23 protein-coding genes and 1 pseudogene are annotated in these 26,790 nt (G+C 64.6%); 14 read left to right on the top strand and 10 right to left on the bottom strand.

Features of this window, described 5'->3' with window-relative positions:
• Positions 1–162 precede the first annotated feature (162 nt).
• Positions 163–1,920 (top strand): NAD+ synthase, encoded by a 1,758-nt coding sequence (locus QA642_RS30380; protein WP_283080132.1) that lies wholly within the window; start codon positions 163–165, stop codon positions 1,918–1,920.
• A 167-nt stretch (positions 1,921–2,087) separates the two neighbouring features.
• Here QA642_RS30380 and QA642_RS30375 read toward each other — a convergent pair whose 3' ends face one another.
• From QA642_RS30375 to QA642_RS30355, 5 genes are all read right to left on the bottom strand, one after another.
• Positions 2,088–2,480: a cytochrome C oxidase subunit IV family protein gene (locus tag QA642_RS30375; RefSeq protein WP_235547117.1), complete on the bottom strand. Its 393-nt coding sequence runs from the start codon at positions 2,478–2,480 to the stop codon at positions 2,088–2,090.
• Between the two features lie 9 nt (positions 2,481–2,489).
• Positions 2,490–3,212 carry a heme-copper oxidase subunit III family protein gene (locus tag QA642_RS30370; RefSeq protein WP_283080131.1) on the bottom strand — a complete coding sequence of 241 codons (723 nt, stop codon included), beginning with the start codon at positions 3,210–3,212 and terminating at the stop codon, positions 2,490–2,492.
• Between the two features lie 14 nt (positions 3,213–3,226).
• Positions 3,227–3,925: a cytochrome c oxidase subunit 3 gene (locus QA642_RS30365; protein ID WP_283080130.1), complete on the bottom strand. Its 699-nt coding sequence runs from the start codon at positions 3,923–3,925 to the stop codon at positions 3,227–3,229.
• Entirely contained in the window at positions 3,922–5,700 is a 1,779-nt protein-coding gene (locus QA642_RS30360) for a cbb3-type cytochrome c oxidase subunit I (protein WP_283080129.1), read from the bottom strand. The genes QA642_RS30365 and QA642_RS30360 overlap by 4 nt, the downstream gene beginning before the upstream one ends.
• A gap of 78 nt (positions 5,701–5,778) precedes the next feature.
• A complete protein-coding gene (locus QA642_RS30355) occupies positions 5,779–6,612 on the bottom strand; it encodes a cytochrome c oxidase subunit II (RefSeq protein WP_283080128.1) in 834 nt (277 codons plus the stop codon).
• 536 nt (positions 6,613–7,148) lie between these two features.
• Between QA642_RS30355 and QA642_RS30350 the strand changes: the two genes are divergently transcribed.
• Entirely contained in the window at positions 7,149–8,057 is a 909-nt protein-coding gene (locus QA642_RS30350) for a DUF2189 domain-containing protein (RefSeq protein ID WP_283080127.1), read from the top strand.
• Positions 8,058–8,111: 54 nt separating this feature from the next.
• Here the strand turns inward: QA642_RS30350 and QA642_RS30345 are convergent, their stop codons facing one another.
• On the bottom strand, positions 8,112–9,314 hold the full coding sequence (locus QA642_RS30345; protein ID WP_283080126.1) for a DUF2865 domain-containing protein: 1,203 nt from the start codon (positions 9,312–9,314) through the stop codon (positions 8,112–8,114).
• A gap of 142 nt (positions 9,315–9,456) precedes the next feature.
• Complete coding sequence (locus QA642_RS30340) at positions 9,457–9,762, bottom strand: hypothetical protein (RefSeq protein WP_283080125.1); 306 nt, start codon at positions 9,760–9,762, stop codon at positions 9,457–9,459.
• Positions 9,763–10,050: 288 nt separating this feature from the next.
• Here QA642_RS30340 and cysS point away from each other — a divergent pair, with 288 nt between their 5' ends.
• The 4 genes from cysS (at position 10,051) to QA642_RS30320 (ending at position 14,138) form a co-directional block, all read left to right on the top strand.
• The gene (gene cysS / locus QA642_RS30335) at positions 10,051–11,430 is read left to right on the top strand and encodes a cysteine--tRNA ligase (RefSeq protein WP_283080124.1); all 1,380 of its coding nucleotides are present in this window, start codon (positions 10,051–10,053) and stop codon (positions 11,428–11,430) included.
• A gap of 115 nt (positions 11,431–11,545) precedes the next feature.
• Entirely contained in the window at positions 11,546–12,037 is a 492-nt protein-coding gene (locus QA642_RS30330) for a GNAT family N-acetyltransferase (protein ID WP_283080123.1), read from the top strand.
• Positions 12,034–13,632, top strand: a complete 1,599-nt coding sequence (gene cimA / locus QA642_RS30325; RefSeq protein ID WP_283080122.1) for a citramalate synthase — start codon at positions 12,034–12,036, stop codon at positions 13,630–13,632. Before QA642_RS30330 ends, cimA begins: the two co-directional genes overlap by 4 nt.
• Positions 13,633–13,760: 128 nt before the next feature.
• Positions 13,761–14,138, top strand: a complete 378-nt coding sequence (locus QA642_RS30320; protein WP_283080121.1) for a VOC family protein — start codon at positions 13,761–13,763, stop codon at positions 14,136–14,138.
• A gap of 3 nt (positions 14,139–14,141) precedes the next feature.
• Here the strand turns inward: QA642_RS30320 and QA642_RS30315 are convergent, their stop codons facing one another.
• Positions 14,142–14,747 carry a TIGR00730 family Rossman fold protein gene (locus QA642_RS30315; RefSeq protein WP_283080120.1) on the bottom strand — a complete coding sequence of 202 codons (606 nt, stop codon included), beginning with the start codon at positions 14,745–14,747 and terminating at the stop codon, positions 14,142–14,144.
• 201 nt (positions 14,748–14,948) lie between these two features.
• On the opposite strand from QA642_RS30315, the gene QA642_RS30310 reads away from it, so the two are divergent.
• The 4 genes from QA642_RS30310 (at position 14,949) to QA642_RS30295 (ending at position 19,491) form a co-directional block, all read left to right on the top strand.
• A complete protein-coding gene (locus tag QA642_RS30310) occupies positions 14,949–16,904 on the top strand; it encodes an ABC transporter ATP-binding protein/permease (RefSeq protein WP_283080119.1) in 1,956 nt (651 codons plus the stop codon).
• A 78-nt stretch (positions 16,905–16,982) separates the two neighbouring features.
• Positions 16,983–17,681, top strand: coding sequence for a phosphatidylserine decarboxylase (locus QA642_RS30305; RefSeq protein ID WP_283080118.1), 699 nt, complete (start codon positions 16,983–16,985; stop codon positions 17,679–17,681).
• A gap of 86 nt (positions 17,682–17,767) precedes the next feature.
• Positions 17,768–18,649, top strand: coding sequence for a phosphatidylcholine/phosphatidylserine synthase (locus tag QA642_RS30300; RefSeq protein WP_283080117.1), 882 nt, complete (start codon positions 17,768–17,770; stop codon positions 18,647–18,649).
• A 122-nt stretch (positions 18,650–18,771) separates the two neighbouring features.
• Complete coding sequence (locus tag QA642_RS30295; protein ID WP_283080116.1) at positions 18,772–19,491, top strand: RraA family protein; 720 nt, start codon at positions 18,772–18,774, stop codon at positions 19,489–19,491.
• Between the two features lie 17 nt (positions 19,492–19,508).
• Here the strand turns inward: QA642_RS30295 and QA642_RS30290 are convergent, their stop codons facing one another.
• Both QA642_RS30290 and plsY read right to left on the bottom strand, forming a co-directional pair.
• A complete protein-coding gene (locus QA642_RS30290) occupies positions 19,509–19,802 on the bottom strand; it encodes a hypothetical protein (protein WP_283080115.1) in 294 nt (97 codons plus the stop codon).
• A gap of 174 nt (positions 19,803–19,976) precedes the next feature.
• Positions 19,977–20,650, bottom strand: a pseudogene (gene plsY, locus QA642_RS30285) (glycerol-3-phosphate 1-O-acyltransferase PlsY).
• Positions 20,651–20,948: 298 nt separating this feature from the next.
• Between plsY and QA642_RS30280 the strand changes: the two are divergent.
• The 4 genes from QA642_RS30280 to QA642_RS30265 all read left to right on the top strand — a co-directional run bounded on the left by QA642_RS30280 (position 20,949) and on the right by QA642_RS30265 (position 26,714).
• Positions 20,949–21,722 carry a MotA/TolQ/ExbB proton channel family protein gene (locus QA642_RS30280; protein ID WP_018645542.1) on the top strand — a complete coding sequence of 258 codons (774 nt, stop codon included), beginning with the start codon at positions 20,949–20,951 and terminating at the stop codon, positions 21,720–21,722.
• Between the two features lie 21 nt (positions 21,723–21,743).
• Complete coding sequence (locus QA642_RS30275; RefSeq protein WP_283080114.1) at positions 21,744–22,574, top strand: flagellar motor protein MotB; 831 nt, start codon at positions 21,744–21,746, stop codon at positions 22,572–22,574.
• 169 nt (positions 22,575–22,743) lie between these two features.
• Entirely contained in the window at positions 22,744–24,642 is a 1,899-nt protein-coding gene (locus QA642_RS30270) for a potassium transporter Kup (protein ID WP_283080113.1), read from the top strand.
• 143 nt (positions 24,643–24,785) lie between these two features.
• On the top strand, positions 24,786–26,714 hold the full coding sequence (locus QA642_RS30265) for a potassium transporter Kup (protein WP_283080112.1): 1,929 nt from the start codon (positions 24,786–24,788) through the stop codon (positions 26,712–26,714).
• Positions 26,715–26,790: the final 76 nt, after the last annotated feature.

Raw genomic sequence — 26,790 nt, 5'->3', positions numbered from 1 at the left:
CCAACGGGGAGAGGTCGGTTTGCGTCTCGCGATGCGGAGCATCGTCGAGCGCAAAGCGGGTGAGGGGGCTTGGCTCCCAAGAGAGACCGTAACCCCTCACCCGGATCGCATCCCCGATGCGCTCCGACCTCTCCCTTCGGGAGAGGTGACGGAGAGCGCGCCATGACCGAACGTCTCAACGCATTCGCGGTCACGCTCGCCCAGCTCAATCCGGCCATGGGCGATATCGAGGGCAACGCCGCCAAGGCACGGGCCGCGCGCGCGCAGGCGGCCGCGGACGGTGCGGATCTCGTGCTGTTTCCGGAATTGTTCATCGCCGGCTATCCGCCGGAAGATCTGGTGCAGAAGCCCGCCTTCCAGGCCGCCTGCCGCGCCGCGATCGAAGCGCTGGCGCGCGAGACCGCTGATGGCGGTCCGGCGATGCTGGTCGGCACGCCCTGGGTCGAGGACGACAGGCTTCATAATGCCTGCGCGCTGCTCGACGGCGGCCGCATCGCCGCGCTTCGCTTCAAATGCAATCTGCCGAATTACGGCGTGTTCGATGAGAAGCGGCTGTTTTCGCGCGGGCCTGCCGCAGGCCCCGTGACCGTGCGCGGCGTGCGCATCGGCGTGCCGATCTGCGAGGACATCTGGCTGGAGGAGTCCGAGGATTACGAGAACGTGGTCGAGACGTTGGCCGAGACCGGCGCCGAGATCATCCTGGTGCCGAACGGCTCGCCTTACGCCCGCGACAAGAGCGACGTGCGCCTGTCGGTCGCGGTGGCGCGGGTGACCGAAAGCGGCCTGCCGCTGGTCTATCTCAACCAGGTTGGCGGCCAGGACGAACTGGTGTTCGACGGCGCGTCCTTCGCGCTCAACGGCGATCTCTCGCTCGCCGCGCAACTGCCGGCGTTCGAGGAGAACGTCACCACACTGCGCTTCACGCGTAACGGCGAAGACTGGCGCTGCACCGGTCTGATCGCGGAGCAGGTCGAGGGTGATAAGGCCGACTACGCCGCCTGCGTGCTTGGCCTGCGCGACTATGTCACCAAGAATGGCTTTCCCGGCGTGCTGCTCGGGATCTCCGGCGGCATCGATTCTGCGCTTTGCGCGGCGATCGCGGTCGACGCCCTCGGCGCCGATCAGGTGCATGGCGTGATGCTGCCTTATCGCTACACGGCCGCACATTCGATTGCCGACGCCGGCGAGCTCGCCGGCCATCTCGGCATCCGCTACGAGGTGCTTCCGATCGCGGAAGCGGTGACCGGGTTCGAGACCATCCTGTCCGGCATCTTCAAGAACCTGCCGCCGGATATCACCGAGGAAAATCTCCAGGCCCGCACCCGCGGCACCCTTCTGATGGCGATCTCCAACAAGACCGGGCTGATGGTGGTGACGACAGGCAACAAGTCGGAAATGTCGGTCGGCTACGCCACGCTCTATGGCGACATGAACGGCGGCTTCAATCCGATCAAGGACATCTACAAGACGCAGGTGTTTCGCCTGGGGAGCTTGCGCAACGGCTGGAAGCCTGAGGGCGCGCTCGGGCCGGCGGGCGAGGTGATCCCGCCTGATATCATCACGCGTCCGCCGACCGCAGAGCTGCGCGAGAACCAGACCGACCAGGATTCATTGCCGCCTTACGACGCGCTCGATGCGATCCTGGAGCGCCTCATCGAGCGCGAGGAGCCGCTCGAGGCGATCATCGCCGCCGGCTTCGACCGCGATACGGTCACCCGCATCGACCATCTCCTCAACGTCGCCGAATACAAGCGTCGCCAGGCCGCGCCCGGCGTGAAGGTGACGGCCAGGAATTTCGGCCGCGACCGCCGCTATCCCATCACCAACCGCTTTCGCGACAAGGGCGAGAAGCTGCCCGCGCCGGACGAGACGCTGGTGTCGCGCGGCAGCCGGGCGTCGATCGACGCGTTCGAGGGGTAGCACGAGAGGCGGGCGGTCTTTCCACGTACTCAAGTGTCATCATCCGCGAAGGCGGATGATCCAGTACTCCGCGGCGGACGTTGTAGAAACTGACTCCTGCCGCAGAGTACTGGATGCCCTGCCTTCGCGGGGCATGACAGTGGAGCGAGGTGCCAGCTCGCTTGCTGCTATGACGGGGTTGCGAAGAACAGCACCCGAAGCAAATGGGTGTATTCGGATTCGAGGACCATGATGGTCACGAACACCAGCACCGCGATCGGTGGCAGCAGGATGGCATAGGCGAGGGCCAGCCGCTCCCAGGCCATGTGCATGAAGACGGCGACGATCAGGCCGGCCTTCAACACCATGAACAGCAGGATCAGCGACCACCTGAGGTAGCCCTGCAGGCCAAAGTAGTCGACGAGGTAGGAGCACGTGCTGAGGACGAACAGCCAGCCCCAGACCACGAGATAGAGCTTGATCGGGTGCTGTTGCCCCTTGGCGTGCACGGCTGCCGTTGCGACTGCGCCGTGCGCCGGAGCGTGGAGCTGGCCTTCCATATGTACCGCCGCGTTTGTCATGCGCCGACCTCACCAAAGATAGAACAATGCAAAGATGAACACCCACACGAGATCGACGAAGTGCCAGTACAGGCCCATGATCTCGACGATTTCGTAATAGCCCTTGCGGCTCGTGAAGAAGCCGCGCCTCTCGACGTCGAAGTCGCCGCGAAAGACCTTCCGCGCGATCGCGATCAGGAAGATCACGCCGATCGTCACGTGGGTGCCGTGGAAGCCGGTGATCATGAAGAAGCTTGCACCAAACTGCGGTGCACCCCATGGATTGCCCCAGGGCCGGACGCCCTCCATGATCAGCTTGGTCCATTCGAAGGCCTGCATTCCGACGAAGGTTGCGCCGAAGGCCGCCGTGACCAGCATCAAGGCCGCGGTTCTGACGCGATCGCGGCGGTAGCCGAAATTGACGGCCATCGCCATCGTGCCGCTGCTGCTGATCAGGATAAAAGTCATGATGGCGATCAGGATCAGCGGAATCTGCTTGCCGGCGAAGTTGAGGGCGAAGACTTCGCTCGGGTTGGGCCACGGCACGGTCGTCGACATGCGCGCCGTCATGTAGGAGAGCAGGAAGCAACTGAAGATGAAGGTGTCGCTGAGGAGGAAGATCCACATCATGGCCTTGCCCCAGGACACGTTCTTGAAGGCGCGCTGATCGGACGCCCAGTCGGCGGCGATGCCGCGCCAGCCTTCAAGCCGCGTAGGCGATTGGCCCGAATGTGTCAGTACGGTCTCAGCCATCTGGTCTCGCCTCCCTAGCTCAGCAATTGGCGACAGATGTTGACGAAATCGTCGGTCCAGCCCGTGAGAAGCCCGAGCAGGACAAGCCAGACCAGCAGCAGGAAATGCCAGTAGATGGCGCACAGTTCCACGCTTAAGCGCGTGTCGGGGGCGCCACGCCACACCTTGGCCGAGGTTCGTCCGAGGGCCACCAGGCCACCCGTCAGATGCAACCCGTGCACCGCGGTCAACAGGTAGAAGAAGGAATTCGCCGGATTGGACGCCACGAAATATCCGGCAGCCCCGAGCCGTTGCCAGGCCAGGAGCTGTCCGGCGAGGAAGATCACGGCGGATGCTCCGCCAGCGAGCAGACCGATCTTGACGTTCTCGGTATCGTGTCGCCCGGCAGCCACGTACGACCATTGCAGCGCGATACTGCTCAGGACCAGGACGCCCGTGTTGACCCACAGCAGCCGCGGTACCGGCAGCGGCCGCCAGTCCACCACGCTCATGCGCATCGAGTAGGCGCTGATGAAGAGGACGAATAATGCGCTGGCGACGGCGAGAAACACGCCAAGTCCGACCTTCGCTGCCGGCCAGGACATGCTATCGCCGCCGGGGAAGTCACCGACCGAGCCTTCCTCCAGCCAGGGCTTGGCCGTCAGCCGCTGCTGCGACAGCCACCATCCGGCGATCATCGCAAGCACAGTCAGGAACAGGATGATGGCGCTCACGAAGCTGCTCCCTGAACGAGCTGCGTCGCGCGTGGCGGCTGGTTCTGCGGAATGAAGTCCTCCGCGGCACCGGGCACACTGTAGTCATAGGCCCATCGGTACACGACCGGGAGCTCCTTGCCCCAGTTGCCGTGTCCGGGGGGCGTCTCCGGCGTCTGCCACTCCAGCGTCGTCGCCCGCCACGGATTGCCGCCTGAGGCCTCACCTTTGAACAGGCTCCAGGCAAGATTGAACAGGAACACCATCTGGCTGAAGCCGACGGTCAAGGCCACCACGGAGATGAAGGCATTCAGTGAATGGGCCGAGGACGGGATGAACGCCGTGTCGCCGAGTTCGAAATACCGGCGCGGAACTCCGAGCAGCCCAAGATAGTGCATGGGGAAGAAGATCAGGTAGGCGCCGAGGAAGGTGACCCAGAAGTGAAACTTGCCCAGGACGTCGTTCAGCATCCGCCCCGTGACCTTGGGGTACCAATGATAGATCGCGCCGAGCACGACCATGATTGGCGCCACGCCCATCACCATGTGGAAATGCGCGACCACGAACATGGTATCCGAGAGGGGCACGTCCACGACGACGTTGCCGAGGAAGAGGCCGGTGAGGCCGCCATTCACGAAGGTGATGATGAAGCCGAGGGCGAACAGCATCGGCACCCTGAGATGAATGTCGCCGCGCCACAAGGTCAGCACCCAGTTGTAGACCTTGATCGCGGTCGGGATGGCGATGATGAGCGTCGTGGTGGCGAAGAAGTACCCGAATTGCGGGAACATGCCGCTCACATACATGTGGTGCGCCCATACGATGAAGCTGAGCGCGCCGATGGCCACGATCGCCCAGACCATCATGCGGTAACCAAAGATGTTCTTGCGCGCATGCGTGCTGATCAGATCGGAGACGATGCCGAAGGCGGGCAGGGCGACGATGTAGACCTCGGGGTGGCCGAAGAACCAGAACAGGTGCTGGAAGAGCAGCGGGCTGCCGCCGCCATATTTCGACAGCGTGCCCATCTCGACGAGGGAGGGCATGAAGAAGCTGGTTCCCAGGAGACGGTCGAGCAGCAGCATGACCGAGGCAACGAAGAGCGCAGGGAATGCCAGGAGCGCCATCACGGTCGCCGTGAAGATGCCCCACACCGTCAGGGGCAAGCGCATCAACGTCATGCCGCGGGTGCGCGCCTGGAGCACCGTGACCACGTAATTCAGCCCGCCCATGGTGAAGCCGATGATGAACAAGATCAGGGACGACATCATGAGAATGATGCCCCAATCCTGCCCGGGCGTTCCGGAGAGGATCGCTTGCGGCGGGTATAGCGTCCAGCCGGCGCCGGTGGGGCCGCCGGGCACGAAGAACGTCGAGGCCAGCACCAGGACTGCGAGCAGGTAGACCCAGTAGCTCAGCATGTTCACATAAGGGAAGACCATGTCCCGGGCGCCGACCATCAACGGGATCAGGTAGTTGCCGAAGCCGCCCAGGAACAATGCAGTGAGCAGATAGATCACCATGATCATGCCGTGCATGGTGATGAACTGCAGGTACTGGTTGGCATCGATGAAAGAGAAGGTGCCGGGGAAGCCCAGTTGCAGTCGCATCAGCCACGACAGCACCAGGGCCACCAGCCCGATGGCCGTGGCCGTCAGCGAATACTGAATGGCGATCACCTTGGCGTCCTGCGAGAAGACATACCGTGTCCACCAGCTCCTTGGATGATAGAGCTCGACATCGGGTACTTCGGCAGGCGGGATGCCTGCGATCCCTTCATATGGAATATCGACCATAGAAACCTCCTCGGTCGTTTCCATCGGGGGTGAGGCGTTGGCCTCTTGCACCCGATCCATCTTTGCAGCGGCAGCTTGCTACTTGCCGCCGGATTGGTACGTCGCCTTCACGACAGCTTTTGCCGGCGACAATTCGGCAAACGTCTTTTGTTGCTCCAGCCAAGCGTGATATTCGCGCTCTTCGTCGACGATGACCTTGGCCCGCATCTGATAATGGGCAGCGCCACAAAGCTCCGCACACAGAACATCGAACGTTCCGGTTCGGATCGGCGTTATCCAGAAAAAGGTCACCATGCCAGGAACCATGTCCATCTTGGCGCGGAATTCGGGCACGTAGAAATCGTGCAGGACATCAACCGAGCGGAGGAGAACCTTGACCGGCTTTCCCATTTGAAGGTGCAGGTCGCCGTTCTCGATCACGACGTCGTCCTGCGCGTGTGGGTCGTCCCGATTGAGGCCCATCGGATTGTCGGCAGCGATGTTGCGGACATCGGATGTGCCCAACCGCCCATCCTTGCCCGGAAGGCGGAAGCTCCATTGCCATTGCTGGCCCATGACCTCGACCTCGGTGGCATCCGCAGGCACCGTCACGAACTGGTGCCAGACCACGAGGCCAGGCGCCAGCATGGCCGCGACTCCGACGCCGGTCCCGACGCTCAGCCACCATTCGAGCTTTTTGTTTTCCGGATTGTAGTCAGCCCGTCTTCCGTCCTTGTGGTGAAAGCGAAAGATGCAATAGGCCATGAAGGCGATGACCGCGACGAAGACGAAGCCGGTGATCCAGAACGTGATGTTGATGGTGTGGTCGATATAGGCCCAGTTCGTGGCGATCGGCGTCCACCACCACGGGCTGTAGAGGTGAAACAGCACCGAGCCGATCGCGACCAGAAGCAGTATCAGTGCGACAGCCATCCTGATCCATCCTTGCCATCGAAGGCTACGGATACGAATCCAGGGCGGAGCTCATGTCTGTCGCGATGGCTGGCCTTTCTTAGCTGGCATCTATGCCATCGCCGGCCTGTTGCCTCGCCCATTCCTCTGGTCGCGAAATCAAGAGAACGCTCGCGACCATCAATTTCATCGGAACTAAGGGCGTCTGGCTCTAAGATGGTCCCAGCCTAATCCGGCGTCAATAGAGCATGTAAGAGTGCTGACGTAGCGTGGGCGTTGTCGCCGCCCGGCGCGTGGATCATAGGTGGCAGCGTCTCAGACGACGCAACGCACAAATCGGTGCAGATGCATATTCACCGAACCGTGAGTGCAGCCGTGCTCCGTGCGGGCTAAGCTTGCGACGTAGGTCGCGACGGGTTCCGTCCGGCCAGGCTCGTTTCCGTTGAACCTGGGTTGCCGTACTCGGCCCATCGCGTCTCTCGCTCGTCAGGCGGACACGCGTGGTTGAAAAGCGCGTGTGATCGAAACCGCGATTTTCAGCACGGGAGGGTCCGTTCATGGCCACTCTGTACTCCCACGACATCATCAGGCGGCACGTCTTCGGCGAAGCGGCCTCCTATCCCATTCGCAAGATCAGCTTGTCTGACCTGACCGAGGCCTTACGCCTGGGTTGGGAGGACTTCCAGGCGATGCCGAGCCACGCGATCGTCGTGTGCGTGATTTATCCCGTTCTCGGTCTCGTCCTGTTCAGGATGGTTCTCGGCTATTCGGTGCTGCCGCTCCTGTTTCCGCTGGCTGCCGGCTTTGCCTTGATCGGCCCTTTTGCCGCGATCGGTCTCTACGAACTCAGCCGGCGTCGCGAGCGCGGCGAGGAGGTCGATGCATGGGATGCGATCAAGGTGCTGCGCGCACCGTCGTTCGGCGCAATGGTCGAACTCGGCGTGCTCCTGCTGGTCCTGTTCGGGGCCTGGATCGGTGTCGCGAACGCAATCTATGTCACGATCTTCGGTCACGCGGCGGCCGCAAGCATTCCCGACTTCGCAACGCGCGTGCTGACGACGCCGGAAGGCTGGTCGCTCATCATCGTCGGTTGCGGTGTCGGCTTCCTGTTTGCGGTTGTGGCCTTGTGCGTCAGCGTCGTGTCGTTTCCGTTGATGCTCGACCGGCATGCGACTGCGATCGACGCGATCCGCACGTCGCTCCGAGCGGTGGCGGCGAATCCGGTTGCGATGGCCGGATGGGGCCTCATCGTCGCGGCACTGCTCGTGATCGGCTCGCTGCCGTTCTTCGTCGGTCTCGCTGTCGTCCTGCCGGTGCTCGGTCACGCCACCTGGCACCTCTATCGGCGGGTGGTCGAGCCGAATCCAAATCCACCGGACGAGCCGCCGCCGCCCCCGAAGGGAAAGCGCTACGCAGCGGACTTTCCGGCCAATCTCTTCCCGTGGAGCCGCGAGGGTGAGCAGTAACCGCGAAGCGGCCGCGCCTGGCGACCGCCTTCGCAGGGCATGACGGATCAGGGCCTACTTCTGCTGTTGCGGCAGGAAGGTCGGGCCGACTGAGCGGATCGGCTTGTTCTCTGAACTCGACGCAGCAGTGCCGGTGTCCGCCGGCGGCGTCTGCGCTGGCGCAGCCGCCGTCGTCGGCGCAGGCGCTGCGCCCTTCTTGCCATTGGCGGGCTGCGGCGTGCCCTTGCTGAGCCGCTGCTGCTGCATCTTCTTGGCGCTCTCCTCGGTGACGATGATGTCACCCTGCTGCTCGGCGGCGGCCTTGTCGTCGGCCGATTTCAGCGCGTCGGCCCAGGTCTGGCCCGCGGCCTTGCAGGAGCAGGACGGATTGAACTCGCTGCGGAATTTGAACGCGGTCGGCAGCGCCGTGTAGGGCTGGCCGGCGGTGGAGACCGCCGAGTTCATGTCCTCGCCGGGATTGCGATGGGTGTAGAGCACGGCTTCCGCGGCCGGGCACAGCGCCTTGCAGGTCTTCTCGTCGTCGGGAAAGCGCGCCGGCACGGTCGCAAACGAGATCGGGAAATAAGCGCCGTCGCAGGTGCGCACGCACACGGTGCGGTAGGTGCCCGACTGCGGGCCGAGATCGGCCGGCGGCACGCCTTGCGGATTGTTGGGGTTGTTGCCGCCGCCGAACAGATTGCTCAGGAAGTTGCCGCCGCCTTGCGACTGCGCGGCGTTGGCATATTGCGGGCCGCAATTGTTCTGCGCCAGCGCCGCCAGCACCGAGCGGCGTTGATTGTCGCGCTCCGGGCTGAAGCCGCCGGGGCCGCCGCCACGCAGGCGTTCGAGACTGCTGGTGATCTGGTCCAGATTGGCGCGCATCTGCTGGATCTGGGTGTTGACCGGGCCGCATTGCGCCGACTGGCCGTTGAACATCGAGAAGAAGCCGGAGGAATCGCAGCCCATGCGCTTGGCCTGCATGGTGACGCGGTCGAGCTCGGCCTGCTGGCGGCTCTGGGACTCCTGATAGCGGCGGATCTGGTCTTCGCGCGCGGGGTCGCCACCGCCGCCGCCCCGATCGAGCGCGGCGAGCTGGCCTTCCAGCCGCGAGCACATCGGGTTCGGCCCGAGCCCGTTCTGGCCAGGCTGCGGCGGCGGTCCGGGCGGGCCGGCCTGCGCGAGAGCGCCGTTGGCAAGCACGACGGCGCCGAGGAGCACGGTGCAGGCAAGGAGGGAGCGGGCACGGAAGAGAGAGAGAGATTCAGGCATATCCGCCATTCTAGCGAGGTCACGGCCCAATGTGACATTCCAAGTGAGTTTGGGGGCCGAAGCGCGCCCTCCCATAGCCGCTTCCTGCGGCATCGTCACGTCGTTTCAAGGGCCAAAGATCGGACCTAAGGTACGCCAGCTCCGAGCGAATTCAGCGCTGGCAGGTGATTGCGACGTATTCGTCGCAATGCCCATGGGAGCAGTTTGCGCCGGTTTTGGGGACAGAGCCGGTAATTTCATCGGGATCGACCCGGCGATAGCTCGATGCCTGGGCAAAATCCCGTGACTGGCAATAGGTCCGCGCGACCTGTGCGCCGCATTTGTCGCCCTTGGCCAGGCACTGGTCGATGCCGTAGCCGTCCGCCTGGCTGGCGATGATGAAGACGCGGGTCTCGGCGAAAGCGCCGGATGCCGCAAGGATGGAGGCAAAGGAAATGAGCGCAAATATCGATCGCATGAAAATACCGGGGCTTTGGGGAACCGCCAGCTTCTGAATAGTCTCAAAAGGTTAAGGATGACGAACCATCAAGGCGGCGAGGCCGCGCTTTGCGGAAATAAAGCGGCATTTTCGCGGCTCTCTTGACGCAGGGCCGCCTCATGGCCCATATGTTCCGCATGAACGGTCTCCTCGCCATTTGCGTCATTTGCCGCGAGATTACGAGCTAGCGATTCGCTGGCTGGAGCCGTCTTTTCTCAAACACATTGAGAGCCTTGGACGCCCGGCCAACAGCCGACGGGTATCCATATGGAATTGCGCCTTTACGATACGCTGACGAAGGAAAAGCGGCCGTTCGTGCCGCTCGATGCGAAGGACGTCCGCATGTATGTCTGCGGACCGACCGTCTATGACTTCGCCCATATCGGCAATGCGCGGCCGGTGATCGTGTTCGACGTGCTGTTTCGGCTGCTGCGCCACATCTACGGCGAGGCGCACGTCAAATATGTCCGCAACATCACCGACGTCGACGACAAGATCAACGACCGTGCTGCGCGCGACTTTCCCGGCCTGCCGCTGAACGAGGCGATCCGCAAGGTCACCGAGCAGACCGGCGAGCAGTTTCACGCCGACGTCGACGCGCTCGGTGCGCTCAGGCCGAGCGTCGAGCCGCGCGCGACCGAGCACATCGTCGAGATGCGCGAGATCATCGAGAGGCTGATCAAGGGCGGCTTCGCCTATGCCGCCGAGGACCATGTGCTGTTCTCGCCGCAGGCGATGAACGCGGCCAATGCGGGCCTGCCGCGCTACGGCGCATTGTCCAACCGCTCGCTGGACGAGATGGTTGCCGGCGCCCGTGTCGACGTTGCGCCCTACAAGAAGGGCAATACCGACTTCGTGCTGTGGAAGCCGTCCAAGCCGGGCGAGCCGTCATGGCCGTCGCCGGCCGGCATCAAGGCCGAGGGCCGTCCTGGCTGGCACATCGAGTGCTCGGCGATGGCTTGGAAGCATCTCGGCGAGCACTTCGACATCCACGGCGGCGGCATCGATCTCGTGTTTCCGCATCACGAGAACGAGGTCGCGCAGACCTGCTGCGCCTTCCACCAGGAGCGCATGGCGAACTACTGGATGCACAACGGCTTCCTTCAGGTCGAGAGCGAGAAGATGTCGAAGAGCCTCGGCAACTTCATCACCATTCACGAGCTGCTCCAGGACTGGCCGGGCGAGGTGCTGCGCCTGAACATGCTGAAGACGCATTACCGCTCGCCGATCGACTGGACGATGAAGTCGCTGGAGGAGAGCGCCAGGACGCTCGACGACTGGTATCGGGTCGCGGCCGACGTTGCGCCCGGCAAGCCGGCGGCATCCGTCGTCGAGCCGCTGCTCGACGACCTCAACACGCCGCTCGCGATTGCGGCGCTGCACGGCTTGCGCGGCGATGCCGCTGCAGTATCGGGATCGCTGCGGCTACTCGGCTTCCTCTCCGAGAGCGCGGCACAATGGGAAGGGCGCAAGCAGCAGGCGAGCGGCGTCGATGCCGCAGAGGTCGAGCGCCTGATCGCGGAGCGGACGGCGGCGCGTGGTCGGAAGGACTTCAAAGAGTCCGACCGCATCCGCGATCTGCTTGCGGCGATGGGCGTTGCGATCAAGGACTCCAAGGACGGCACGACCTGGGAGATCGCGCGATGAAACGGCCCGACACGCCGTTCCCGCGGCACTGGCTCTATTACATCGCGCTGAAGATCCTACTGCTCGGCGCCGCCGTGGCGATCGCGCTGAAACTCTATGGGATGTGGTGACGACGATGGGACAGAGTTTGCCAAAGCCCGGCCTGCGGCCGTTCCTGCCGGATGACGTGCCGGTGCTCGCCGCGATCTTCACCGCCAGCATCGAGGAGCTGACCGGCGACGACTATAGCGAGGCGCAGCAGCAGGCCTGGATGGAGGCCGCGGAGGACGAGGAGTTCGGCAAGCAGCTCGCCTCCGACCTGACGCTGATCGCGACGCTGGAAGGCTCGCCCGTTGGCTTTGCCTCGCTGCGCGGCACCGATCAAATCCGCATGCTCTATGTGCATCCCGCCGTTAGCGGGCAGGGCATCGCGACCATGCTGGTCGATGCGCTGGAGAAGCTCGCCGGCGGCCGCGGCGCAACCGCGCTGACCGTCGATGCCAGCGACACCGCCCAGAATTTCTTCGCCAAGCGCGGCTACACCGCCCAGCGGCGCAACAGCGTCACCGTCAATGACGAGTGGCTCGCCAACACCACCATGAAGAAGACGCTCGGAGCACCGCAATGAGCAGGGAGCGCCTCTATCTGTTCGACACCACGCTGCGCGACGGCGCGCAGACCAACGGCGTCGATTTCACGCTGACCGACAAGCAGATCATTGCGGCCATGCTCGATGATCTCGGCATCGACTATGTCGAGGGCGGTTATCCCGGCGCCAATCCGCTCGACAGCGAATTCTTCGCGACGAGGCCCAAGCTTAATCATGCGCGCTTCACCGCCTTCGGCATGACGCGGCGGGCAGGGCGCTCGGTCTCCAACGATCCCGGCGTTGCCGGCCTGCTCGAGGCGAAAGCCGATGCGATCTGCTTCGTGGCAAAGTCGTCGGCCTACCAGGTGCGCGTCGCGCTGGAGACGACGAAGGAGGAAAACCTCGCCTCGATCCGCGACAGCGTCGCGGCGGCGAAGGCTGCGGGCCGCGAGGTCATGCTCGACTGCGAGCATTTCTTCGACGGCTACAAGGAAGACGCCACTTTCGCGCTCGCCTGCGCCAAGGCCGCTTATGAGGCCGGTGCGCGCTGGGTGGTGCTGTGCGACACCAATGGCGGCACCATGCCGAACGAGGTCGAGGCCATCGTCACCGAGGTGACGAAGCACATCCCCGGCGACCATGTCGGCATCCACGCCCATAACGACACCGAGCAGGCGGTGGCGAATTCGCTCGCGGCGGTGCGCGCCGGCGCGCGGCAGATCCAGGGCACCCTCAACGGCCTCGGCGAGCGCTGCGGCAACGCCAATCTCTGCTCGCTGATCCCGACGCTGAAATTGAAGAAGGAGTTTTCCGACGCCTTCGAGATCGGCGTCACCGCAGAGAAGCTGGCGACGCTCGTGAAAGTGTCGCGCACGCTCGATGACATGCTCAACCGCGTGCCGAACCGGCATGCTCCTTACGTCGGCGAGAGCGCCTTCGTCACCAAGACCGGCATCCATGCCTCCGCCGTGCTGAAGGATCCGCAGACCTACGAGCACGTGCTGCCCGAAACGGTCGGCAACCACCGCAAGGTGCTGGTGTCGGACCAGGCCGGCCGCTCCAACGTCATCGCCGAGCTCGACCGTGCCGGCATCGCTTACGAGAAGAGCGATCCGAAGCTGACGCGGCTGGTCGAGGAGTTGAAAGAGCGGGAGGCACAGGGCTACGCCTATGAATCCGCCAACGCCTCGTTCGATCTCCTGGCGCGCCGCACGCTCGGCAAGGTGCCGCATTATTTCGAGGTCGAGCAGTTCGACGTCAATGTCGAGCAGCGCTACAATTCGCATGGCGAACGCGTCACCGTGGCGCTCGCGGTGGTCAAGGTCGACGTCGCCGGTGAGCGCCTGATCTCGGCGGCCGAAGGCAATGGCCCCGTCAACGCGCTCGACGTCGCGCTGCGCAAGGATCTCGGCAAGTACCAGAGATACATCGAGGGCCTGACGCTGATCGACTACCGCGTGCGTATCCTCAATGGCGGCACGGGCGCGGTCACGCGCGTGCTGATCGAGAGCGAGGACGAGAACGGCGACCGCTGGACCACGGTCGGGGTGTCCCCGAACATCATCGACGCCTCGTTCCAGGCGCTGATGGATTCGGTGATCTACAAGCTCGTGAAATCGGGCGCGCCGGCGTAGGGCTACGGCGGCGCCACAAGCACCGTCATTGCGAGCGAAGCGAAGCAATCCAGGGTCTTTCCGCCGAAGCAGTCTGGATTGCTTCGTCGCTTCGCTCCTCGCAATGACGAGGAGGAGAGGGCAGGGGCATGATCGACCACATCTCCGTCGGCGTCAGCGATCTCGATCGCTCCGCAAAATTCTACGAGGCGACACTCGCAACGCTCGGCCTGACGCGTCTCGTGACGCGGCCACGGACGGTCGGCTTCGGCAAGGCCTATCCGGAGTTCTGGATCAATTTGCGCGAGGGCATGCCGCGCGTACCGGCCGAGAGCGGCGTGCACATCTGCCTGCGGGCGAAGACCACCGCCGAGATCGATGCGTTTCATGCCGCCGCGGTGTCCGCCGGTGGTGTCTCCGACGGCGCGCCGGGCCTGCGGCCACACGACCGTGTGCGCTATTACGCAGCCTTTGTCCTCGATCCCGATGGTAACCGGGTCGAGGCGGTGACGTTTCCGAGCGAGTAGCTCTTACAGCCTGCGCGCAACCTCCGGGGCGAGCTGCTTTTCCGCCTCGGCGATCTGGGCTGCCGCCGCCTTCAGCTTCGGCAGGATCTCCTCGACGCGGTCGGCCTTGAGGATGTCGACCGAAAGGCCGGCGCGGATGAACTCGGTCTGGCGCATATGCGACAGCAGCGAGAACAGCGGCTCCCAGAAATCGTCGATATTGGCGAGCAGCACCGGCTTGGCGTGACGGCCGAGCTGCTTCCAGGTCAGTTGCTCGACCAGCTCTTCCAGCGTGCCGACGCCGCCCGGCAGCGCCACGAAGGCGTCGGAGCGCTCGAACATCAGCCGCTTGCGCTCGTGCATGTCGGGGGTGACGATCATCTCCTGCACGCGCGTCAGCGCGTTCTCGCGCTTGCGGAGGAATTCGGGAATGATGCCGGTGACCGTGCCGCCGTGGTCGAGCACGGAGGTCGCGACCGAGCCCATCAGGCCGAGCGAGCCGCCGCCATAGACGAGGCGGATGTTGTTCTCGGCGAGGGCCTTGCCGAACGCCTTGGCGCCTTCGGTGAAGCGGGGATTGGTTCCGGGGCCGGAGCCGCAATAGACACAGACGGTTTGAATGGTGCTCATTGGTGTCATGATGCATTGCAGCGAAGGGGCGTCAAGCCCAATCGGTGATTCGACCTGACCGGGAATCTACCGGTAAATGGCGACAAACAATCGAAGATTCGCCATCTGGCGGGGTGCGCTGGCATCTGGAAGGCTCTATATGACGGGCGAAAACCGTTAATCGCAGCGACGTCCGCATCCGGCGGGCTTTCAGGCTTCTTGATGGACCAACCTCAATCGTTCGACGGCGCCGACGTTCCTGAACCTGCCGGCGGAGCGCCGGCCGCGGCCACCTTGATGGGCACGCTGGCGCATCTGTGGCCCTATATCTGGCCGGGCGACCGCTTCGACCTGAAGATGCGCGTGGTCTGGTCGATGGTGCTGCTGCTCGCGGCCAAGCTGATCACGCTGGCGGTGCCGTTCAGCTTCAAATGGGCGACCGACGCGCTGACCGGCGCCAACACCGCGCCGGTCGCGGCCGACAATTGGCATCTCTGGGTGATCGCCTCGCCGCTGCTGCTCACCGCGAGCTACGGCGCCATGCGCATCCTGATGGCGGTGCTGACACAGTGGCGCGACGGCATCTTCGCCCGCGTCGCCATGCATGCGGTGCGCAAGCTCGCCACCATGACCTTCGTCCACATGCACGAATTGTCGCTGCGCTTTCACCTGGAGCGCAAGACCGGCGGCCTGACGCGCGTGCTCGAGCGCGGCCGCGAGGGCATCGAGGTGATCGTGCGCATGGTGATCCTGCAGCTGATCCCGACCATCGTCGAGGTCTCGCTGCTGATGGCGGTGCTGCTCTGGCAGTTCGACTGGCGCTACGTGGTCGCAACCCTGATCACGGTCACGGTCTACATGTACTATACTTACATCGCGACCGAGTGGCGGATCGGCATCCGCCGCAAGATGAACGATTCCGACACCGAGGCGAACACCAAGGCAATCGACTCGCTGCTCAACTACGAGACCGTGAAGTATTTCAGCGCCGAGATGCGCGAGGCGCAGCGCTACGACAAGTCGGTCGCGCGCTACGAGGAGGCGAGCGTCCACACCTATACTTCGCTCGCCGTGCTCAACACCGGCCAGGCCGTGATCTTCACGCTGGGATTGACCGCGACCATGCTGATGTGCGCGATCGGCGTGCGCAATGGCACCAACACGGTCGGCGATTTCGTGCTGGTCAACGCCATGATGATCCAGCTTTACCAGCCGCTGAATTTCATGGGCATGGTCTATCGCGAGATCAAGCAGGCGATCATCGACATCGAGAAGATGTTCGGCGTGCTCGGCCGCGAGGCCGAGATCAAGGACGTGCCGGGCGCGGCGCCGCTAAACGTGTCCGCCGGCACGGTCCGCTTCGAGGACGTGCGCTTTGCCTATGAGCCGACGCGGCCGATCCTCAAAGGCATCAGCTTCGAGGTGCCGGCCGGCAAGACGGTTGCGATCGTCGGTCCCTCCGGCGCGGGCAAGTCGACGATCTCGCGCCTCTTGTTCCGCCTCTACGACGTCTCGGGCGGCAAGATCCTGATCGACGGCCAGGACATCCGCGAGGTCACGCAGGCCAGCTTGCGCGCCTCGATCGGCATGGTGCCGCAGGACACCGTGCTGTTCAACGACACCATCCGCTACAACATCCGCTACGGCCGCTGGGATGCGAGCGACGCCGACGTCGAGGAGGCGGCGCGCCTCGCGCAGATCGACCATTTCATCCGCATGGCGCCGCTGGGCTACGAGACCCAGGTCGGCGAGCGTGGCCTGAAACTGTCAGGCGGCGAAAAGCAGCGTGTCGCGATCGCGCGCACCGTCTTGAAGGCGCCGCCGATCCTGGTGCTGGACGAAGCGACCTCGGCCCTCGACACCCATACCGAGCACGAGATTCAGGGCGCGCTCGACCGTGTCGCCAAGAACCGCACCTCGCTGGTGATCGCGCACCGGCTCTCGACCATCGTCGGTGCCGACGAGATCATCGTGCTGGACCAGGGCCGCATCGCCGAACGCGGCACCCACGCCAAGCTGCTGGCGCAGGGCGGGCTCTATGCCAGCATGTGGAACAGGCAGCGCGAGGCCGAGGCCGCACGTGAGAAACTGGCCCAGATGGCCGACTCTAGCGAGGCGCCCAACCGGGAGCCGCCGCCGGTCGAGGACGCCCTCGCGGCGCCGGCGGCCGCGGAGTGACCTTGTCTCCGGTCCCAACTCTGGCCTAAACAAGCCCGCGCAACGACCCGTGCCATTAACCTCGAGCGGCAGATAGCGATGTCCATTCTCGATTCGATCCAGCGTCAGATCCCGCCGATCCACAAGGAGGGCTATCCCTTCATCGGCGGCTTCGCGCTGGCAAGCCTGATCCTGTTCTGGCTGTGGTCGCCGCTGGGCTGGATCGGCACGATCCTGACCGTGTGGTGCGCGCTGTTCTTCCGCGATCCGGTCCGTGTGACGCCGGTGCGCGAGGGGCTCGTGGTGTCGCCGGCCGACGGCCGCGTCTCGATGATCACCATGGCGCTGCCGCCCGCCGAGCTGGGGCTCGGCGACCGGCCGCTGCCGCGCATCTCGGTGTTCATGAGCGTGTTCAACTGCCACGTGAACCGCAGCCCGATCGCGGGCAGGGTGGACCGCATTGCCTACCGGCCCGGCCTGTTCATCAATGCCGAGCTCGACAAGGCGAGCGAGGACAACGAGCGCAATTCGCTCGTCATCTCGACGCCGACGGCGCGGATCGGCGTGATCCAGATCGCAGGCCTCGTCGCCAAGCGCATCGTCTGCTTCGTCAAGGAAGGTCAGGCGATCGGCGCCGGCGAGCGTTTTGGCCTGATCCGCTTCGGCTCGCGGCTCGACGTCTACCTGCCTGTTGGCACCAAGGCGCTGGTGTCGGAAGGCCAGACCGCGATCGCGGGCGAGACCATTTTGGCCGACCTTACCGGCGACGACCCGAGCCGCGCTTTCCGCGCCAATTAACCAATAACCAGTCCAAAAGGGGCCTTTCGCCGCGATGGCGGAGGGGGATGCGGCTTGCTATATCTCGCCTTGAGGTGAGGACAGCCATGACGCCCTATGATTTGAGAGATCCCGATGTACGCCGCCGGCGGTTCCGCCCGATCCCGGTGCGCATGCTGGTGCCCAACGTCATCACGCTGCTGGCGATCTGCGCCGGCCTGACCTCGATTCGTCTGTCGATCGAAGGACGGATGTCGCTCGCGGTCTACGCCATCGTGTTCGCGGCCGCGCTCGACGGCATCGACGGCCGCGTTGCGCGCATTCTCAAGGGCCAGTCGAAATTCGGCGCCGAGCTCGACAGCCTTGCCGACTTCGTCAATTTCGGCGTCGCGCCGGGCCTGATGCTGTATTTCTGGCAGCTGCACGAGCTCGGCAATGCCGGCTGGATCGCCGCGATGGTGTTCGCGATCTCCGGTGGCCTGCGGCTTGCGCGCTTCAACGCCACCATGGACGATCCGAACAAGCCGGCCTTCGCCGCCAATTTCTTCACCGGCGTGCCGGCGCCGGCCGGCGCGATCACGGTATTGCTGCCGATCTATGTCGCGTTCCTCGATCTCGGCCGCATCCCAGCGGCGGTGACGGCGGCCTACACGCTGCTGATCGCCTTCCTGATGGTGTCGCGCCTGCCGGTGTTCTCCGGCAAGACCAAGCGGATGCGCGTGCCGCCCGAACTGGTGCTGCCGGCCTTCGTCGCGGTGATCGTCTTCATCGCGATCCTGATCGCCTATCCCTGGCACGTGCTCTCGATCGGGACGGTGCTGTACCTGCTCTGCCTGCCGCTCGGCTACAAATCCTACCGCGACCAGGCGCGGGCAACGGAAGCCGCTGCGCCGGCGGGCGGCGAGGTGCCGTCGCCGCCGTCGGCGCCAACGCTGGCAAACCTGTCGGAACCGCCGCACGACGACGACCGGCCCGGCCGGCTGCACTGAGCGATCAGGCGCGGATATCTGCCATGAGGACGTCCCGATTGGGTTGACGCCCGATCTCGGCTATATCGCCCAGTGCCGGCGGCACCGCGCCAACAGCGGCCGCCAATCTGGGAGAGAACGCCGTGACTGATACCGCGACCGGGCCGCTGCCCGCTTCCGTCCTCGAAGCGCTGGGCCGCTATGACACGCCGACGATCTGCAATGCCATGGAGATCGTGGCGCCCGAGCGCCGCCTGATCGGCTACACCACCAAGCAACTGGTCTGCCCGTTCCCCGACCTGCCACCGATCGTCGGCTATGCCCGCACGGTCGCGATCCGCTCGGTGCTGAAGTCGTCGTTGCCTCCCGAAGAGCAGTCGAAGCGCCGCATCGAATATTACGAATATGTCGGCACCGGCCACGGTCCGCGCATCTCCGTGATCCAGGACATCGACGGCCCCGACGTCGGCTATGGCGCGTTCTGGGGCGAGGTGCAGAGCAACGTGCACAAGGCGCTCGGCTGTCTCGGCGTCATCACCGACGGCTCGATCCGTGACATCCCGCAATGGGCACCGGGCTTCCAGGCGCTGGCCGGCTCGATCGGCCCGTCGCATGCCTGGGTGCATGCGGAGAGCTTTGGCGGCGAGGTGCGCGTCGCCGGCATGACGGTGAAGTCGGATGACCTCATCCACGCCGACCAGCATGGCGCGATCGTGATCCCGCTGGACGTTGCCGCAAAGCTGCCGGAGGCCGCCGAGCTCTGCGGCCGCCGCGAGACGCCGATCCTGGAGATCGCGCGCAGCCCCGACTTCTCGCTGGAGAAGCTCAAGGCCGCGCTGAAGCGCTCGGCGGAGATTCACTGAGCGGGCGCCGGAGCAGCCTATGGCCGCGACGCCGGCCGCGGGCTGCCTTGCTCCGTCAGGAACAGGGCGGCCTGATCCGGCTCGCCGAACACGGCGGCGGCGCATCCGACCAAAGTGAAGCCGCCCGCCAGATCCCACAGCGTGATCTCATCCGTGCTGTCGGGACTGTGGAGCAAGCGCGCCGCGACCACGGCGAAGGCGGCCTCGACGAAGAGCAGCGCGCTGAACGCCGGAAGAACGAGCTCCGGCGCGAGCAGATGAAACGCCAGCACCGCGGGAAGCGCGGTGAGAAGACTGAACACCGTCAGCATTGCAAATCGCTCCCGTGATGGAGCAGGCCGCCCGGCTGCAGAATACTGCATGGTCTCTCGCCGCGGATGTGGCGCAGGGCCGCAGTCGCCGGCCGGCGCGCTACGAAGACCACCCGGGCTCATGAAGTTCGGATTCAGCTTCGCGATAGAAGCGACTGAAGTCTCGGCAGTTCCTTACGATCCCGACCTGGGTTCTGGACTGAATTGTCCGAACCGCGGCTCTGTCCCTGCGAGCAGCCGTTGAATGTTGGCGCGGTGGCGGACGATCACGTAGATGCCGCCTGCAATCACGAGCAACCGATAGGGCAAAGGCTGCTCCAGGCTGCAGACGAGGGCGATCGCAGTCAGCGCGGCCACGATCGAGCTCAGTGACACAATGCGAGAAGCAGCCAACACAATGCCAAAGGCGATTGCAGCCCCCAAACCGACTAGCCAGGACATCGCCAGCAGGACACCGAGCCCGGTCGCAGCGGATTTGCCGCCCGTGAAGTTCAGCCAGATCGAAAGGCTGTGCCCCAACAGCGCGGCAAGTCCCGCGAGGCACACGGCCCAGGCGATCCAGGTTTGCAGATCGAGCGCGGTCGGCGGCGTGACAGACGGCAATGTGGAGAGCCAACGATAAAACCAGCGGGCGAAGACGATCGCCGCGGCGCCCTTCAGCACATCGACAAAAAGCACGACCAGGGCAGGCCATTTCCCGAGGGTGCGCAACACGTTTGTCGCGCCGGTGGATCTGGAGCCGTGCTCGCGAATGTCTATGCCTCTAAGCAGCCCAGGTAGCCCGTAGGCAGAGAACCGAAGAGGTAGGCGATCGCCAATCCAATCGCACCCGCTATCCAGAAACCCATCAGATTCACCTCGGCGCTTTGTATCAGGCAATCGCTCACGGCTGCGCGTTACCGAGCCCATGCTCGCCGCCGGGGACATTATCATCTGCCGCGCAATCATGGTTAGCGAAGCGTTGAGATTCATGTCGGCTGCAGGCAAAGCGGGCGTCTATCAGCACGCTGTACCGGTCGGGCGGGCCGGCTCAACTTAACCTTTACGTGGCTTTAAGGGCGGCACTCTAGGGTTTCCGATGCGGTTCGGGGTTGGGCCGCGCCATCGGCCAGGACGGCCGTTGTTGCGGACGCGTTGGAGTCTCCCATGGATATCATGACGGGCGTTGGGCTCACGGCCGGCATCATCGTCATCACTGCGATGATCTTCATGGGCGGCGACCTCCACATGTTCATCTCCGAACATGCGATGATCATCATCTTCGGCGGCTCGATCTCCGCCACCATGATCCGCTTTCCGCTCTCGGCGCTGCTGCATGGCCTTCCGCTCGGCGCGAAGTTCGCCTTCACCATGAGCCGGCTGTCGGCGCACGACCTCGTCGACGAGCTCGCCCGCATCGCCGAGATCGCCCGCAAGCAGGGCCCGGTCGGCCTCGAAAAGGTCGAGACCGACGAGCCGTTCCTGGCCAAGGGCATCCGCTACGTCGCCGACGGCTACGACCTCGACTTCATCCGCGACAATCTCGAGCGCGACCGCGACAACTTCCTGATGCACCTCGACGAGGGCAGCAAGATCTACCGCGCCATCGGCGACTGCGCCCCGGCCTTCGGCATGATCGGCACCCTGATCGGTATGGTGCAGATGTTCGCCAACATGACCGACCCTTCCAAGCTCGGCCCGTTCATGGCGACCGCGCTGCTTGCCACGCTCTACGGCGCGCTGGTCGCCAACCTGTTCTGTCTGCCGATCGCCGACAAGCTGCACGGCAAGCTGCTGGATGAAGAGACCAACCGCACGCTGATCATCGACGGCATCCTGATGATCCGCGACTCCAAAAGCCCGACGCTCGTGCGCGAAATGCTGCTGGCCTATCTGCCGGAGAAGCATCGTCACGCCGAAGGCGAGCCGGTGCCGGCGTAACGCCCGCCGGGATTTTGCGAGATGGCCAAGAAGAAGCGCGGCGATGCTCACGGCGGCGGTCACGGCTGGTTCGTGACTTTCGCCGACCTGATGGGCCTGATGATGAGCTTCTTCGTGATGCTCGTCGCGTTCTCGACGCAGGACGCCAACAAGCTGAAGATCGTCGCCGGCTCGATGCGCGATGCCTTCGGCGTGCAGAGCGAAGCGCGCTACGCCGGCATCGTCGAATCCGACGGCCTGCCGACCCGTCCGCGCCTGAAGAACGTCGATCACATCCAGCCCGAGGATGCCTCCAACACGCCGACGCCTGATCAGGAGGACCGCGACAAGACCTCCGGTGCCAAGATCAAGGTCGACCGCAATTTCGCGCTCGCCGCGGCCTCGCTGCGCCAAGCCTTGCAGGACATGCCGGAACTGACCGAGATGTCCAAGCACATCATGTTCGAGGAGACCAAGCAGGGTCTTAACCTCGAGATCGTCGACCAGGACGGCCGCTCGATGTTCGCCGACGGCTCCAAGGTGCCCTACGACCGCACGCGCCGCCTGATCGAGAAGCTTGCGGTCCCGCTGAAGGCGACGCCGCTCCGTGTCTCCATTGCCGGCCACACCGCGGCCGGGTTCGTGCCGACCCGCAGCGACTACGGCGCGTTCGACCTCTCGGCCGACCGCGCCAACGCGGTGCGCCAGATCCTCGAACGCGAGGGCCTGCCGCCGTCCCACATCTTCGCCGTCTCCGGCAAGGCGGACACCCAGCCGCTGTTTCCGGACGATCCCTCGCTCGCGGCCAACCGACGGGTGACCATCACCTTGATGCGCGAAGATCCGCCGCTGCCGCCGAATCTGAAGCCGTAACCCCCTTGCGCTACCATCCTACCTGAGGCATCTCGTCGCGCAGGCGATGGCGTGGCCGCGCCGTCACAGCATCCGCGGCTGCGCCTGCTATGTTGTGCCAATTGACAGGCGCGCAGGAAGCGTCAAAAGGCGCCGGATCAATTCAAGGGAAGAAGCGTTTTCCACCTCCATGGCGGCGAGCATTACATCGACCGAGGCCCAGGAAGGGCCGGTCAAAACAGGCTTTTGGGCGCTCACGCTCGGGAGCATCGGCGTCGTCTTCGGCGATATCGGCACGTCGCCGCTCTACGCATTCCACGAGGCTGTCAGGGGCGCCGCCGGCGGCGAGCCGGTCTCGCGGGTCATCGTGCTCGGTGTGCTCTCGCTGATCCTGTGGGCGCTGTTCATCGTCGTCACCGCCAAATACGTCCTGCTGCTCTTGCGCGCCGACAACAACGGGGAGGGCGGCACGCTCTCGCTGATGGCGCTCGGCCAGCGCGCGCTCGGACGTCGGAGCTGGTTCCTGCTTGCGCTGGGCGTCGTCGGTGCCTCCATGTTCATCGGCGATTCCATGATCACGCCGGCGATCTCGGTGCTGTCGGCGGTCGACGGACTGAAGCTCGCAACGCCTGCGTTCGAGCATTATGTCGTGCCGCTCACGGTTCTGATCCTGGCGCTGCTGTTCGCCGTCCAGAGCAAGGGCACCGCGCTGGTGGCCTCGGCGTTCGGACCGGTGATGGTGATCTGGTTCACCTGCCTTGCGGTGATGGGCGCCGTCCACATCGCCGACGATCCGTCGGTGCTGGCGGCGATTAATCCCTATTACGCGCTGCAATTCCTGTTGTCGCACGGCACGATTGGCCTGGTGACGCTGGGCGCCGTGTTCCTGGCGGTCACCGGCGGTGAGGCGCTCTACGCCGACCTCGGCCATTTCGGCCGCAAACCGATCCAGTCGGCCTGGATGTTCTTCGTGCTGCCCTCGCTGCTGATCAACTATTTCGGACAAGGCGCCCTGGTGCTGTCCGATCCCAGCGCGATCGAGCACTCCTTCTATCGCATGGTGCCCGAGAACCTCGTGCTGCCGCTGGTCGGGCTTGCGACCGCGGCCACGGTGATCGCGAGCCAGGCGGTGATCACCGGCGCCTATTCGCTGGTCTATCAGGCGGTGCAGCTCGGCCTGCTGCCGCGCTTCGAGGTGCGCTACACCTCCGAGACCCATGCCGGCCAGATCTATCTGCCGCGGGTGAACCGGCTGCTGCTGATCGGCGTGATGCTGCTGGTCCTGCTGTTCCACACGCCGAGCAATCTGGCTTCGGCCTATGGCATCGCGGTCTCCACCACCATGGTGGCCGACGGCATCATGGGCTTCGTCGTGATCTGGAAGCTGTGGAATTGGCGCGCCGCGACCGCCGCGGCCGTGATCCTGCCCTTCGTCATGGTGGACATGACCTTCTTCAGCGCCAACCTGCTCAAGCTGCTCGAAGGCGCCTGGGTGCCGCTGCTGTTCGGTGCGGCCATGGCCGGCACGATCTGGACCTGGCGGAAGGGCTCGGGAATCCTGATCCAGAAGACGCGCCGGATCGAGGTGCCGCTCGACGACCTGATCCGCAGCCTGGAGAAGCGGCCTCCGCACATCGTCAAGGGCACCGCGGTGTTCCTGACCAGCGATCCCGCTTTCGTGCCGACCGCGCTGCTGCACAATCTCAAGCACAACAAGGTGCTGCACGAGCACAACGTGATCCTGACCATCGAGACCGCGCATACGCCGCGGGTCGATCTCTCCGAGCGATTCCGGATGGAGAAGATCAGCGACAAGTTCTCGAAGGTCCGCCTGCGCTTCGGCTTCATGGAGCAGCCGAACGTGCCGAAGGCGCTGGCGATCGCGCGCAAGCAGGGATGGCAGTTCGACATCATGTCGACGTCGTTCTTCGTGTCGCGGAGGTCGCTGAAGGCGTCGGCACAGTCGGGCATGCCGCTGTGGCAGGACCATCTGTTCATCGCCTTGAGCCGGTCCGCGAACGACGCCACCGACTATTTCCAGATTCCCACCGGGCGGGTGGTTGAAGTCGGAACCCAAGTGACTATTTGAAAACGCAACTGCTGAACCCATGCGAAATTCGCATGGCGAGGGCCCAAAATCGGGCTAGGCTATGCCGGTAGCGCAGGACTATAAGCCGCGCGCTCTTCCGCCGTTGTGCAGTGAAGCATTTTTAGAGGCCATCGGGCTCTCCCATGACAAGCGACGTAGCAGTTCCCGCCCCGGAAACGGCGGCGGCCAATGGGCATGGCGACGCCCACACCACCGCCGGTTTCGGCGCGCTGACGCTCGGCAGCATCGGCGTCGTCTATGGCGACATCGGCACCAGCCCGCTCTACGCGTTCCGCGAGGCGGTGACGGTGGCCGCGGGCGCGGAAGGGTCGCCGACGACGGCGGCCGTGCTCGGCGTGGTCTCCCTCATCCTGTGGGCGCTCATCGTCGTGGTGACGCTCAAATACGTCGTGATCCTGCTGCGCGCCGACAACAACGGCGAGGGCGGCACGCTCGCCCTGATGGCGCTGGCCCAGCGTGCGGTGGGTACCGGCGGGGCCACCATCGTCCTGCTCGGCATCATCTCCGGCGCGCTATTCTACGGCGATGCCGTGATCACCCCGGCGGTCTCGGTGCTGTCGGCGATCGAAGGCATGAAGGACGTCACGCTGACCTTCGAGCCCTATATCGTTCCGCTGACGGTGGTGATTCTGGTCTGCCTGTTCGCCGTGCAGTCGCGCGGCACCGCGCGCGTTGCGGCGTTCTTCGGCCCGGTGATGTGCGTCTGGTTTGCCGTGATTGCGATCGCGGCGATCGGCCCGATCATCCGGCAGCCGCAGATCCTGTTCGCGCTGAACCCGCTCTATGCGGTGTCCTTCATGCTCCACCACGGCATCATCGGCTTCGTCACGCTGGGCGCGGTGTTCCTGGCCGTGACCGGCGCCGAGGCGCTCTATGCCGACCTCGGCCATTTCGGCAAGCGGCCGATCCAGACCGCCTGGCTGTTCATCGTGCTGCCGTCGCTGGCGCTCAACTATCTGGGGCAGGGCGCGCTCGTCCTCGACGATCCCGGCGCGATCGTGAGCCCGTTCTTCCAGCTGTTTCCGCAAGGCTGGCTGCGCGGCAGCATGGTCGTGCTGGCCACCATGGCGACCGTGATCGCAAGCCAGGCCGTCATCACCGGCGCCTATTCGCTGACGCGCCAGGCAATCCAGCTCGGTCTGCTGCCGCGATTCGAAATTCGCCATACGTCCGAGGCCCATTCCGGCCAGATCTTCATCCCGCGCATCAACCAGCTGCTGCTGGTCGCCGTGATCCTGATGGTGCTGCTGTTCCGCTCCTCCAGCGCGCTCGCCTCCGCCTATGGCATCGCCGTGACCGGCACGATGGTGGTTACGGGGATGATGGGCTTCGTCGTGGTCTGGAAGGCCTGGCGCTGGTCGCCGGTCGCCGCCGCGGCGCTGATCATCCCGTTCCTGTTCCTCGACTTCACCTTCCTTGCCGCCAATCTGCTCAAGGTGTTCGAGGGCGGCTGGGTGCCGCTGGCGCTCGGCTCGCTGATGATCCTGCTGATGTACACCTGGCGTCGCGGCAGCCGGCTGCTGTTCGAGAAGTCGCGCAAGCTCGAGTTCCCGCTCGCCGACCTCGTGGCGATGCTCGAAAAGCGCCCGCCGCAGCGTGTGTCAGGCACCGCCGTGTTCCTGACCTCGGATCCGCTCAGCGCGCCGACCGCGCTGATGCACAGTCTGAAGCACTACAAGGTGCTGCACGAGAAGAACGTCATTCTCACCATCGAGACCGCGCAGACCCCGCGCATCGATCCGGCCGAGCGCGTCAGGCTGGAGCAGATCTCGCCGACCTTCTCCAAGGTGACGCTGAAGTTCGGTTTCATGGAATCGCCCAACGTGCCGAAGGCCCTCGCCATCGCCCGCAAGCTGGGCTGGCAGTTCGACATCATGTCGACCTCGTTCTTCCTGTCGCGTAGGGCGCTCAAGCCCGCCGCCCATTCCGGTATGCCGCGCTGGCAGGACCGGCTGTTCATCTCGCTGAGCCGCTCCGCCAACGACGCCACCGACTATTTCCAGATCCCGAGCGGCCGCGTGGTCGAGGTCGGAACGCAGGTCACGATCTAGGCCGGCCATCCCGGCCTAGGATTCAAAGCACACTTCAAGTCGCTGCGATTTAGCCTTAACTTGCGCAAGGCAGCTC

The organism is Bradyrhizobium sp. CB2312, assembly GCF_029714425.1.
GTDB lineage: Bacteria > Pseudomonadota > Alphaproteobacteria > Rhizobiales > Xanthobacteraceae > Bradyrhizobium.
This window is presented reverse-complemented; position numbering and strand designations above follow the sequence as displayed.

Bases quoted from the DNA above. Each gene is read 5' to 3' on its own strand.
- QA642_RS30380 (WP_283080132.1), top strand. From the start codon at position 163: ATGACCGAACGTCTCAACGCATTCGCGGTCACGCTCGCCCAGCTCAAT.
- QA642_RS30375 (WP_235547117.1), bottom strand. From the start codon at position 2,480: ATGACAAACGCGGCGGTACATATGGAAGGCCAGCTCCACGCTCCGGCG.
- QA642_RS30370 (WP_283080131.1), bottom strand. From the start codon at position 3,212: ATGGCTGAGACCGTACTGACACATTCGGGCCAATCGCCTACGCGGCTT.
- QA642_RS30360 (WP_283080129.1), bottom strand. From the start codon at position 5,700: ATGGTCGATATTCCATATGAAGGGATCGCAGGCATCCCGCCTGCCGAA.
- QA642_RS30355 (WP_283080128.1), bottom strand. From the start codon at position 6,612: ATGGCTGTCGCACTGATACTGCTTCTGGTCGCGATCGGCTCGGTGCTG.
- QA642_RS30350 (WP_283080127.1), top strand. From the start codon at position 7,149: ATGGCCACTCTGTACTCCCACGACATCATCAGGCGGCACGTCTTCGGC.
- QA642_RS30345 (WP_283080126.1), bottom strand. From the start codon at position 9,314: ATGGCGGATATGCCTGAATCTCTCTCTCTCTTCCGTGCCCGCTCCCTC.
- QA642_RS30340 (WP_283080125.1), bottom strand. From the start codon at position 9,762: ATGCGATCGATATTTGCGCTCATTTCCTTTGCCTCCATCCTTGCGGCA.
- cysS (WP_283080124.1), top strand. From the start codon at position 10,051: ATGGAATTGCGCCTTTACGATACGCTGACGAAGGAAAAGCGGCCGTTC.
- QA642_RS30330 (WP_283080123.1), top strand. From the start codon at position 11,546: ATGGGACAGAGTTTGCCAAAGCCCGGCCTGCGGCCGTTCCTGCCGGAT.
- cimA (WP_283080122.1), top strand. From the start codon at position 12,034: ATGAGCAGGGAGCGCCTCTATCTGTTCGACACCACGCTGCGCGACGGC.
- QA642_RS30320 (WP_283080121.1), top strand. From the start codon at position 13,761: ATGATCGACCACATCTCCGTCGGCGTCAGCGATCTCGATCGCTCCGCA.
- QA642_RS30315 (WP_283080120.1), bottom strand. From the start codon at position 14,747: ATGAGCACCATTCAAACCGTCTGTGTCTATTGCGGCTCCGGCCCCGGA.
- QA642_RS30310 (WP_283080119.1), top strand. From the start codon at position 14,949: ATGGACCAACCTCAATCGTTCGACGGCGCCGACGTTCCTGAACCTGCC.
- QA642_RS30305 (WP_283080118.1), top strand. From the start codon at position 16,983: ATGTCCATTCTCGATTCGATCCAGCGTCAGATCCCGCCGATCCACAAG.
- QA642_RS30300 (WP_283080117.1), top strand. From the start codon at position 17,768: ATGACGCCCTATGATTTGAGAGATCCCGATGTACGCCGCCGGCGGTTC.
- QA642_RS30290 (WP_283080115.1), bottom strand. From the start codon at position 19,802: ATGCTGACGGTGTTCAGTCTTCTCACCGCGCTTCCCGCGGTGCTGGCG.
- QA642_RS30280 (WP_018645542.1), top strand. From the start codon at position 20,949: ATGGATATCATGACGGGCGTTGGGCTCACGGCCGGCATCATCGTCATC.
- QA642_RS30275 (WP_283080114.1), top strand. From the start codon at position 21,744: ATGGCCAAGAAGAAGCGCGGCGATGCTCACGGCGGCGGTCACGGCTGG.
- QA642_RS30270 (WP_283080113.1), top strand. From the start codon at position 22,744: ATGGCGGCGAGCATTACATCGACCGAGGCCCAGGAAGGGCCGGTCAAA.
- QA642_RS30265 (WP_283080112.1), top strand. From the start codon at position 24,786: ATGACAAGCGACGTAGCAGTTCCCGCCCCGGAAACGGCGGCGGCCAAT.